At 70.0% G+C, this 10052-nt stretch carries 13 protein-coding genes; 10 read left to right on the top strand and 3 right to left on the bottom strand.

All coding sequences use genetic code 11. The features are described 5' to 3' along the window. The 4 genes from VJS38_RS05875 to VJS38_RS05860 all read left to right on the top strand — a co-directional run. Positions 1 to 1099: 30S ribosomal protein S1 (locus VJS38_RS05875; protein WP_324087222.1), on the top strand; the 1099-nt coding region annotated here is incomplete at its 5' end. Positions 1100 to 1353: 254 nt separating this feature from the next. Continuing rightward, the gene (locus VJS38_RS05870) at positions 1354 to 1641 is read left to right on the top strand and encodes an integration host factor subunit beta (protein WP_324087221.1); all 288 of its coding nucleotides are present in this window, start codon (positions 1354 to 1356) and stop codon (positions 1639 to 1641) included. Between the two features lie 56 nt (positions 1642 to 1697). Then, a complete protein-coding gene (gene mscL, locus VJS38_RS05865; protein ID WP_324087223.1) occupies positions 1698 to 2141 on the top strand; it encodes a large-conductance mechanosensitive channel protein MscL in 444 nt (147 codons plus the stop codon). Between the two features lie 48 nt (positions 2142 to 2189). Then, positions 2190 to 3146 (top strand): hypothetical protein, encoded by a 957-nt coding sequence (locus VJS38_RS05860; RefSeq protein WP_324087220.1) that lies wholly within the window; start codon positions 2190 to 2192, stop codon positions 3144 to 3146. 3 nt (positions 3147 to 3149) lie between these two features. On the opposite strand, the gene VJS38_RS05855 is transcribed toward VJS38_RS05860, so the two are convergent. Beyond that, positions 3150 to 3704, bottom strand: coding sequence for a hemerythrin domain-containing protein (locus VJS38_RS05855; protein WP_324087219.1), 555 nt, complete (start codon positions 3702 to 3704; stop codon positions 3150 to 3152). A 91-nt stretch (positions 3705 to 3795) separates the two neighbouring features. Here VJS38_RS05855 and VJS38_RS05850 point away from each other — a divergent pair, with 91 nt between their 5' ends. Genes VJS38_RS05850 through VJS38_RS05825 form a run of 6 tightly spaced genes read left to right on the top strand, consistent with a single transcriptional unit; the run spans position 3796 to position 8984 of the window. Beyond that, positions 3796 to 4437 (top strand): phosphoribosylanthranilate isomerase, encoded by a 642-nt coding sequence (locus VJS38_RS05850; RefSeq protein WP_324087218.1) that lies wholly within the window; start codon positions 3796 to 3798, stop codon positions 4435 to 4437. A gap of 12 nt (positions 4438 to 4449) precedes the next feature. Then, complete coding sequence (trpB, locus tag VJS38_RS05845) at positions 4450 to 5688, top strand: tryptophan synthase subunit beta (protein WP_324087217.1); 1239 nt, start codon at positions 4450 to 4452, stop codon at positions 5686 to 5688. Next, the gene (trpA, locus tag VJS38_RS05840; protein WP_324087216.1) at positions 5685 to 6515 is read left to right on the top strand and encodes a tryptophan synthase subunit alpha; all 831 of its coding nucleotides are present in this window, start codon (positions 5685 to 5687) and stop codon (positions 6513 to 6515) included. Before trpB ends, trpA begins: the two co-directional genes overlap by 4 nt. Before the next feature lie 12 nt (positions 6516 to 6527). Further along, positions 6528 to 7457, top strand: a complete 930-nt coding sequence (gene accD, locus VJS38_RS05835; protein WP_324087215.1) for an acetyl-CoA carboxylase, carboxyltransferase subunit beta — start codon at positions 6528 to 6530, stop codon at positions 7455 to 7457. Between the two features lie 13 nt (positions 7458 to 7470). Next, the gene (locus VJS38_RS05830) at positions 7471 to 8787 is read left to right on the top strand and encodes a folylpolyglutamate synthase/dihydrofolate synthase family protein (protein ID WP_324087214.1); all 1317 of its coding nucleotides are present in this window, start codon (positions 7471 to 7473) and stop codon (positions 8785 to 8787) included. Further along, positions 8784 to 8984 carry a hypothetical protein gene (locus VJS38_RS05825; protein WP_324087213.1) on the top strand — a complete coding sequence of 67 codons (201 nt, stop codon included), beginning with the start codon at positions 8784 to 8786 and terminating at the stop codon, positions 8982 to 8984. The genes VJS38_RS05830 and VJS38_RS05825 overlap by 4 nt, the downstream gene beginning before the upstream one ends. Before the next feature lie 168 nt (positions 8985 to 9152). On the opposite strand, the gene trxA is transcribed toward VJS38_RS05825, so the two are convergent. Then, complete coding sequence (gene trxA / locus VJS38_RS05820) at positions 9153 to 9482, bottom strand: thioredoxin (protein WP_324087212.1); 330 nt, start codon at positions 9480 to 9482, stop codon at positions 9153 to 9155. A gap of 86 nt (positions 9483 to 9568) precedes the next feature. Continuing rightward, the coding region (locus VJS38_RS05815) for a PD-(D/E)XK nuclease family protein (protein WP_324087211.1) at positions 9569 to 10052 on the bottom strand (484 nt) is incomplete at its 5' end.

The following is a 10052-nucleotide window of genomic DNA, read 5'->3' as shown; positions in this document are numbered from 1 at the left end:
CCGCGAAGGCGTGGTCAAGAACATCACCGACTACGGCGCGTTCGTGGACCTGGGCGGCATCGACGGCCTGCTGCACGTCACCGACATGAGCTGGAAGCGCGTCAACCACCCGAGCCAGGTGCTGGCGGTGGGCGACACGGTGAAGGTCCAGATCGTCAAGATCAACCCGGACACCCAGCGCATCTCGCTCGGCATGAAGCAGCTGCAGTCCGACCCGTGGGACGGCGTCGAAGCCAAGTACCCGGTGGGCGCGAAGTTCACCGGCCGCATCACCAACATCACCGACTACGGCGCCTTCGTGGAGCTGGAGCCGGGCGTGGAAGGCCTGGTGCACGTCTCCGAGATGTCCTGGACCAAGAAGAACGTCCACCCGGGCAAAATCGTCTCCACCAGCCAAGAAGTGGAAGTGGTCGTCCTGGACGTCGATCCGTCCAAGCGTCGCGTCAGCCTCGGCCTGAAGCAGGCGATGGCCAATCCGTGGGAAGCCTTCCTGGAAGCCCATCCGATCGGCTCGACCGTCGAAGGCGAAGTCAAGAACGCCACCGAGTTCGGCCTGTTCATCGGCCTGGACAGCGACATCGACGGCATGGTGCACCTGTCCGACCTCGACTGGTCGGCGCCGGGTGAAGAAGCCATCGCGCGCTACACCAAGGGCGAGATGGTCAAGGCCAAGGTTCTCGACGTCGACGTCGAGAAGGAGCGCATCTCCCTCGGCATCAAGCAGCTGTCGGGCGACCCGATGGCCGGCGACAGCTACCGCAAGGGCCAGACCGTCACCTGCACCGTCACCGAGGTCACCTCGGGCGGCATCGAGGTGAAGTTCGGCGAAGACGACGCGCCGGTCACCGCCTTCATCCGCAAGTCGGACCTGTCGCGCGATCGCGCCGACCAGCGCCCCGAGCGCTTCGCCGTGGGTGACCGCATCGACGCCCAGATCACCAACGTCGACAAGGCTGCGCGCCGCGTCTCGCTGTCGATCAAGTCGCTGGAAATGGCCGAAGAGAAGGAAGCCATCGAACAGTTCGGCTCCTCCGACTCCGGCGCTTCGCTCGGCGACATCCTGGGCGCCGCGCTGCGCGAGAAGGCCCAGAAGGAGTAGGGTTCTTGGCCGGAGAGTCCGGCCGATCCTGACGACAAGAGCCCCGCCCGGTCCGCCGGGCGGGGCTTTTGCGTTCACAAGCAGTCGGGGGATGGGGGGCATCCTGACGCGTGGCGTAGGGGATACAGCTCCAGGTTGCTGCGTTCGCCGCGCCGTTTTCGCGCCGGCGTTAACTCCGAATACGCCGCTTTCGCCTTGAATCTGCAGACGGAGTCGCCCATGGTCGCGCCGCTTGAGAGACCCCGTAGGCCTGCATGATCAAGTCCGAACTGATCGCGAAACTCGCCGAAGAAAACCCGCACCTGACCCAGCGCGACATCGAGCGCGTGGTGGGCGTGATCCTGGAGCGGATGATCGAGGCGCTGGAGGACGGCGGCCGCGTCGAGCTGCGGGGCTTCGGGGCGCTGTCGGTCCGCTCGCGCGACGCCCGCGCCGGGCGCAACCCGCGCACCGGCGAGCCGGTGGACGTCCGCGCCAAGCACGTGCCGTTCTTCAAGAGCGGCAAGGAGCTGCGCGAACGGCTCAACGCCAGCGACGAATAGGGTTTTAAGGCCCCGTGGTCGACATCCCCGAGGAAGTCGCCAAGCTGGAGAGGCGCGTGCCGATCCTGGGCGAGTTCCGGGAGTTCATCGCCCGCGGCAATGTCATCGACCTGGCCGTCGGCGTGATCATCGGCGCGGCCTTCAACGACATCGTCAAGAGCCTGGTCGACCAGGTCGTCATGCCGCCGGTGGGCCTCTTGTTCTCCGGCATCGACTTCGCGCGCCTGGAGTGGGTGCTGAAGCCGGACAATCCGGCGACCAAGGCCAACGAACTGGTGGCGATCCAGTACGGCGCCTTCCTGAACACCCTGATCAAGTTCCTGATCGTCTCCTGGGTGGTGTTCCTGCTGGTCAAGGCGGTGAACGTGATCCGGCGCCGGGACGCCCAGCATCCCGAGGCCACGAGCTCCGCCCCGCCGCCCCAGGAGGCGCTGCTGATGGAGATCCGCGACCTGCTCAAGGCCCAGGCCGGCCGCGAAGAGCCGCCGACGCGGCATTAGACGAGCCTCCTTTTCCCGATGGGGGCGTGAATCGGCTAGTAGCGGGGGATGAGTTCGTCAGGCCTGGAACCGTCGAATGATCCGAGCGCCGTCGTGGCGCGCGCGCACGAGCTCATGGGCTTGCAGCGGGCCGAAGAGGCCGAGGCCCTGCTGCGCGAGCTGCTTCTCCGCGACCAGCACCCGGAGCTGCACTTTCGCCTCGCGGTTTCGCTGCTCATGCAGGGCCGGCTGCGCGAGGGGTTTGCCGAGTTCGAGGGCCGCAGTTCCAGACGAAAACTCATCAAGCGGATGGCCAATCTGCCCGAATGGGACGGTCAGATCGCCGGCCGTGCGGTGCTCGTCTGGGGCGAGCAGGGGCTCGGGGACGAGATCCAGGGCGCGCGGTTCGTCCCCCTCGTCCGCGAATTGGGCGCGCGCCACATCACCTTCGCCTGCCGCAACGAGAACGTCCGCGCCTTCGAGCAGATCGGCGTGGATGTCGTGGTCGATCGCGACGCCGAGACGATCTCGATCCCGAAGGACACTTGCTGGATCGCGCTCTGGTCGCTGCCGCATCGCCTGGGCCTGCGGGCCGAGGACATTTGCGGGGCCTCCTACCTCAGGGCCGAGCCATCCGGCGCTGGCGGGATCGGGCTGGTGGAGCGCGGAAACCCGGATCACCCACGCGATGACCTGCGTTCGATCCCGCACGGCGCGCTGCAGCGGGCCGTTCCGCAGGGGCGGCTGATGGCGGCGGCCGGCGACGTCCACGACAGCCTGCGCCAGGTCGCCGCGCTCGACCTCCTGATCACCGTCGACACCGCCTGGGCGCACATGGCCGGCGCGCTGGGCACACCCTGCTGGCTGCTCCTGCCCCACCGCGGCCTCGACTGGCGCTGGCTGCGGGAGGGCGCCGGCACGCCCTGGTACGACTCGCTGCGGATCTACCGCCAGCCCCCCGCGGGCGGCTGGGGCGAGGTCCTGGAACGCGTCGCCGCCGACCTTCGCTCGCAGGGGCTCGCCTGAAGTTCAGGCCACCTTGAAGCCTTCCCAGTGCATCATCTTGGTCAGCTTGACGTTTTCCTCGGCGCTGAGCGCGTCGCGGAAGGCCGGGAAGATCGTCGTCTCCTCCTCCAGCATGTGCTTCTCGAGCGACGTCCACAGCTGGCGGGCGCGGCCGATCCACTCCATGTCGCGCGGCGACAGCCGGCGCAGGTCGTAGAGGTAGGTCTTCATCTGGCCGTGGTCCTCGGCCAGGTGGCGGGCCTGATCGGCGCGGCCGCCTTCGGCCAGGGCCGGATAGATCACGTTCTCCTCCTCCACCGCGTGCCTGGTCAGCGAAGAGGCGATCTTGGCCATCAGGATCTCGCGCCGGGCGGTCTCGTCGTGGCGCGTCTCCAGCAGGGTCTCGAAGTGCTTCTGCACCATGCGGTGCTCGGCGGTGAGCGCATCCACCCAGTCGCCGGCCGCCAGCGACGGAGCCTGGACCACCGCCTTGCGGGCTTGCGGCAGGGCGAGGCCGGCGACGAGACCGAGGGCCGCGCCGGCGGCGAGGCGGCCGAAGGCGTTTTGCGTCTGGGGCATGTCCGTTCTCCTCGGGGGTCGGGAGACAACAGGCGCAGGCGCAGGGCTGTTCCCCTTGCGCGGTGCGCCGCAAAGCCCCTAATCCGCCGCCATGACGCTGAAGGCGAAGATCTGCGGGGTCTCGACCCCCGAGGCGGTGCGTGCGGCCCTGGACGGCGGCGCCGGCTGGCTGGGCTTCATGTTCTTTCCGAAGAGCCCCCGCAACCTCAGCCTCGAGGCCGCGGCCCGGCTGGCCGAGCCGGTGCGCGGCCGCGCCAAGGTGGTGGCCGTGACCGTGGACCCCAGCGACGTTCAGGTGGACGACATCGCCCGGGTGCTGAGACCCGACCTCATTCAGCTGCATGGAGCCGAAAGCCCCGCTCGGACCCGCGAGATCGGCGCCCGCACCGGCGTCGGCCTGATCAAGGCGCTGCCGGTGGGCGAGGCCGCCGACTTCGTCGCGGCCGCGGCGTACGAGGGGCTGGTCGAGCACCTGATGTTCGAGGCCAAGCCGCCGAAGGACGCCGCCCTGCCGGGCGGTTCGGGCCGCACCTTCGACTGGGCGCTGGCGGCGGGGCGGCGGTTCCAGCGGCCGTGGTTCCTGGCGGGCGGGCTCGACCCCTGGAACGTGGCCGAAGCCGCATCCCTCTCGGGGGCTCCGCTGGTGGACGTTTCCTCTGGCGTGGAGCGCGGTCCGGGCTTAAAGGACCCGGCTCTGATCAAGGCGTTTCTCGACGCCGTCCGTCGCGCCTGAGAAGCAGATCCCGTGACAGCGCCCGCCCCCGCCGACCACTTTGGCCGCCCCAACGACTACACCGCCTATCCCGACGCGCACGGCCGCTTCGGCGACTATGGCGGCCAGTACGTGCCCGAGACCCTGATGCCGCTGGTGCACCAGCTGGACGCCGCCTACGCCGCGGCCAAGGCCGACCCGGCGTTCCAGGCCGAGCTCGGCGGCTACCTCACCCACTATGTCGGCCGGCCGAGCCCGCTCTATTTCGCCGAGCGGCTCACCGCCCATTTCGGCGGGGCGAAGATCTATCTGAAGCGCGAGGAGCTGAACCACACCGGCTCCCACAAGATCAACAACTGCATGGGCCAGATCCTCCTGGCCATGCGGATGGGCAAGACCCGGATCATCGCCGAGACCGGCGCCGGCCAGCACGGGGTGGCCACGGCCACCGTCTGCGCCCGCTTCGGCCTGCCCTGCGTGGTCTACATGGGCGCGGTCGACGTCGAGCGGCAGAAGCCGAACGTCTTCCGCATGAACCTCCTGGGCGCCGAGGTCCGGCCGGTGACCTCCGGCTCGGCCACGCTCAAGGACGCGATGAACGAGGCGCTCCGCGACTGGGTGACCAACGTCCATGACACCTACTACCTGATCGGCACCGCGGCCGGCATGCACCCCTATCCGGTGATGGTCCGCGACTTCCAGGCGGTGATCGGCCAGGAGGTGCGCAGCCAGATCCTGGAGCTGGAAGGCCGCCTGCCCGACGCCCTCGTCGCCTGTGTCGGCGGCGGCTCCAACGCCATCGGCCTGTTCCACCCGTTCCTGAACGACTCCGCCGTGAAGATCTTCGGCGTCGAGGCCGCCGGCGACGGACTCGGCACGGGCCGCCACGCCGCGGCGATCAATGGCGGCCGCCCGGGCGTGCTGCACGGCAACATGACCTATCTGCTGCAGGACGAGGACGGTCAGATAGAAGAGGCGCACTCGATTTCGGCAGGGCTCGACTATCCCGGCATCGGCCCGGAGCACTCCTGGCTGCACGACGTCGGCCGGGCGACCTACCTCGCCGCCACCGACGCCGAGGCGCTGGCCGCCTTCCAGCTGTGCGCCGAGCTGGAGGGGATCTTGCCGGCCATCGAGTCCGCGCACGCGCTCGCCCGCCTGCCGGAAGTCACCCGCGAGGTCGGCAGGGACGGGATCGTCGTGCTCAACCTCTCCGGACGCGGTGACAAGGACGTCAACACCGTGGCCGCGCATCTGGGGCGGAAGATTTGACCAAAGCCCGTATCGAAGCCCGCTTCGCCCAGCTGAAGCAGGAAGACCGCGCCGCCTTCGTCGCCTATGTGATGAGCGGCGATCCGGACGCCGAGACCGCGGCGAAGATCCTGAAGGGCCTGCCGGCCGCCGGCGCCGACCTGATCGAGCTCGGCTTTCCCTTCTCCGACCCGATGGCCGAGGGCCCGCCGATCCAGCGCGCCGCCCAGCGGGCGCTCGCCAAGGGCCAGACCCTGAAGGGCGTGCTGGCCCAGGCCCAGGCCTTTCGTGAGGGCGACCAGACCACGCCGATCATCCTGATGGGCTATATGAACCCGCTGGTGACCTGGGGCTTTACGGCCTTCGCCCGCGCCGCGGCCGCGGCCGGGATCGACGGGCTGATCGTCGTCGACTGTCCGCCGGAGGAGGCCACGCCCCTGGCCGACGCCCTCGACGCCGCCGACATCGCGCTGATCCGCCTGGCGACCCCGACCAGCGACGATGCGCGCCTGCAGGTCATCGTCCGCCGCACCGCCGGCTTCGTCTATTACGTCTCGGTGGCCGGCGTGACCGGCGTCAAGGAAGCCGATGCGGACGCCGTGGCCCCGGCCGTGGCGCGGGTGCGCGCCGCCTCGGGCCTGCCGGTGGCGGTGGGCTTCGGCATCAAGACGCCCGAGCGGGCCGCGGCGATCGCCCGCGTGGCCGACGCCGCGGTGGTGGGCTCGGCCCTGGTCGAGGAGGTCGCCGCCGCCCTGGAGCGCAACGAAGACGTGACCGGCCGCGTGCTTTCCAAAGTGGAAGCCCTGGCTAAGGCTGTCCGCGGCGCGCGGGCGGCCGAGCCCGCCTAGAGAAGTTCCCGGATGGCCGACTCCAAGACCGACAAGACTCCTCGCCAGCCGCAGGCCAAGGCCGCGCCGCGCGAGCGCAAGGGCTGGCTCTCCCGCCTGCGGCCCGGCGTGCGCAGCGACGCCAAGCAGAAGGGCGACACGCCCGAGAACCTCTGGGTGAAGTGCCCCGAGACCGGCGAGATGATCTATCGCTCCGATCTCGAGGCGTTGCAGTGGGTCACCCCATCGGGCCATCACATGCGCATCGGCGCCGCCCAGCGCCTGCGCTACACCTTCGACGACGGCAAGTTCCAGACGATCGCCTCGCCGACGGTGGTGGAGGATCCCCTGGGCTTCCCCGACGAGCGCCCCTACAGGGAGCGGCTGGCGGCGGCGCGCAAGGCGACCGGCGAACAGGACTCCATGGCGATCGGCTTCGGCAAGATCGCCGGCCAGCCGGCGGTGGCGATCGTCCAGGACTTCGCCTTCATGGGCGGTTCGCTGGGCATGGGCGCCGGCGAGACCTTCGTCGAGGCCGCGCAGCAGGCCGTCGCCCGCGAGGTCCCGCTGGTGATCTTCACCGCCTCGGGCGGGGCGCGGATGCAGGAAGGCACGCTCTCCCTGATGCAGATGGCGCGCACGACGCTGGCGGTGAACGAGGTCAAGGCCGCGGGCCTGCCCTATGTGGTCGTGCTAACCGATCCGACGACGGGGGGCGTGCTCGCCTCCTACGCCATGCTGGGCGACGTCCACCTGGCCGAGCCGAAGGCGACCATCGGCTTCTCCGGGCGCCGAGTGATCGAGCAGACCATCCGCGAGGTGCTGCCGCCGGACTTCCAGAAGTCCGAGTTCCTGGTCGACCACGGCATGATCGACCGCGTGGTGGCGCGGCCCGAGATCCCCGCCGTGCTGGGCTCGATCCTGCAGACCCTGATGATGGGGCGCGCGCGCCGCGCGGCGTGAGGGGATCTTCCCCATGTATGACCCGATCCGCGCCTCCGACCTCGCCATCCAGCGGCTGCGCGCCAACCACCCGAGCCTGATCGACCTTTCGACCGGCCGGGTGCAGCGCCTGCTGGCGGCGCTGGGACATCCGGAGCGGCGCCTGCCGCCGGTGATCCACGTGGCCGGCACCAACGGCAAGGGCTCGACCCTGGCCTACCTGCGGGCCATCGCCGAGGCGGCGGGGCTGAAGGTGCATGCCCTGACCTCGCCGCATCTGGTGCGCTTTTCCGAACGCATCCGCGTGGCGGGCGAGCTGATCTCCGACGCGCGCCTGGCCGAGCTGATCGACGTGCTGGAGGCGGCCAACGCCGGCGAGCCGATCAGCTTCTTCGAGATCACCACGGTGCTGGCCTTCGAGGCCTTCGCGCGCACGCCGGCGGACCTCTGCCTGATCGAGGTCGGGCTGGGCGGACGGTTCGACGCCACCAACGTCTTCGACGCGCCCGCGGTCAGCGTGATCACCCCGGTCGACTATGACCACCTCGAGCTGCTCGGCCCCGACCTCGGCAAGATCGCCTGGGAGAAGGCGGGCGTCATCAAGCGCGGCCGCCCGGTGGTGGTCGCCCGCCAGCCCGACGCGGCGCTGGAGCCGATCGCGCGCGAGGCGGACGCGCTGGGCGCGCCGATGCTGCTGATGGGCCGCGACTTCGACGCCTGGGAGGAGCGCGGCCGGCTGCTGGTGCAGATGCCGGAACGGCTGCTCGACCTGCCGCCGCCCGGCCTTTTCGGCGGCCACCAGTTCGCCAACGCCGGGCTGGCGGTGGCCGCGGCGCTGACCTTTGATCCGACCTTGAGCGAGGAGGCGGCGGGCCGCGGCGTGGGCTGCGCGAGCTGGCCCGCGCGCTTCCAGCGGCTGACCAAGGGGCCGCTGGCGGACTTGGCGCGGGCGCGCGGCTCCGACCTGTGGCTCGACGGGGGGCACAATCCGCACGCCGGGCGGGCGCTGGCGGAAAGCGCCTCGCGCATCGTCGACCGCGATCCGCGGCCGCTGGCGCTGGTGGTCGGCATGTTCGCGCGCAAGGACGCCAAGGGCTTCTTCCTGCCCTTCGCCGAGATGCGTCCGCGGGTCTTCGTCACCACCTTCGATTCGCCCAATGCGGCGACCGCCGAGGACCTGGCCCAGGCCGCGGCCGCCGCGGGCCTCGCCCCCCAGGTCCAGCCCGACGTCACCGCCGCGGTGAAGGCCGCGCTCGCGGTCGAGGGGCCGGCCCCTCATGTCCTGGTCTGCGGCGGCCTCCACTTCGCCGGCGAGGTGCTGGCGATGAGCCCGGAAACCTGGCCGACATGAAGCGCAAGATCGTCCTGCCCTGGCATTACATCATCATGCTGGGCGCCGGCTTGGCGGCGCTCTGGCTGCTGCTATGGCGCTTCGGCCGCAGCGATGCGGTGCTGATCGGCTGGCTGATCACCTGGCTCGCCGTCAGCCGCGGCGTGGACTTCCTGGTGCGCCGCCGGCGCAGGCGCGTGCGGTTCGATCGGGGTTAGCCGCACCAATATCCGTGTCATCCGGTTTCGCGAAGCGAAGACCCCATGTCGGCGCGTATGGGTCCCGGACAACCGCTGCGCGGTTTCCGGGAGGACAGTCGTAAGGGGCAAAAAGAAAAGCGCCCGCCGCGGTGGCGAGCGCTTTTCGAAATCACGCTGGAACCGACCTCAGGCGGCGACGCCGGCTTCGGTCAGCCATTCCAGGATCTTCTGCTTGGGCATGGCGCCGACCTTCATCGAGGCCATCTGGCCGCCCTTGAACAGCATCATCGTGGGGATGCCACGGACGCCGTAGCGCGAAGGCGTGGTCGGGCTGTCCTCGATGTTCAGCTTGGCGATGGTCACCTTGCCCGACAATTCGTCGGAGATCTGCTCCAGCGCCGGCGCGATCTGCTTGCACGGGCCGCACCATTCGGCCCAGAAATCGACCAGCACGGGACCCTGCGATTGCAGGACGTCCTTCTCGAAGGACTCGTCGGTGACCGCTACGGTGCTCATTTAGGGCTCCTTACTCCAGGCGTCGTCTCAGGCGTGCGCCCAGGTCTTGTTCTCATCCGCCGATGTAAGGGGGCTGGCGGCGGACATCAACCGCCCCGGCCAAGCTCGGCGAGGGTTTGGGCCATCAGCTTTTCTGGAACGGGCATCAGCTTCGGCCCGTCGGTCCAGATCAGCGCCGCCTCGATCCGCCGGCCCGGGAACACCTCGGCCAATACCGCGGCGTAGATCGCCATCTGCCGCAGGTACGCCGGGTCGGCGTCCTCGATCCGCGCCGGCGAGGGCCGGTTGGTCTTGACGTCGGCGACCAGCACCCGGCCCGGCAGCACCACCAGCCGGTCGATCCGGCCGGAGATCTTCAGACCCGGCGGCAAGGCGCGGGCGGAGCCGGCGATGGCCACCTCCGCCCGCGAGCCCTCGCCGAACACCTCGGCGAAGCGCGCATCCTCCAGCACCGCCAGCGCCGCGCCGACCATCTCCTCGCGCTGGGCGTCGGTGAGGTCGCGCTCGCGGGCCAGCAGCGCGCGGGCGCCGGCCGGGCGCTCGGCCGCCGGCAGGTCGGGCAGGATCTGC

The organism is Phenylobacterium sp., from assembly GCF_035276905.1.
Classification (GTDB): Bacteria; Pseudomonadota; Alphaproteobacteria; order Caulobacterales; family Caulobacteraceae; genus Phenylobacterium.
Note: the sequence above shows the minus strand (reverse complement) of the source record. Positions and strands in the feature narration are given on the sequence as shown.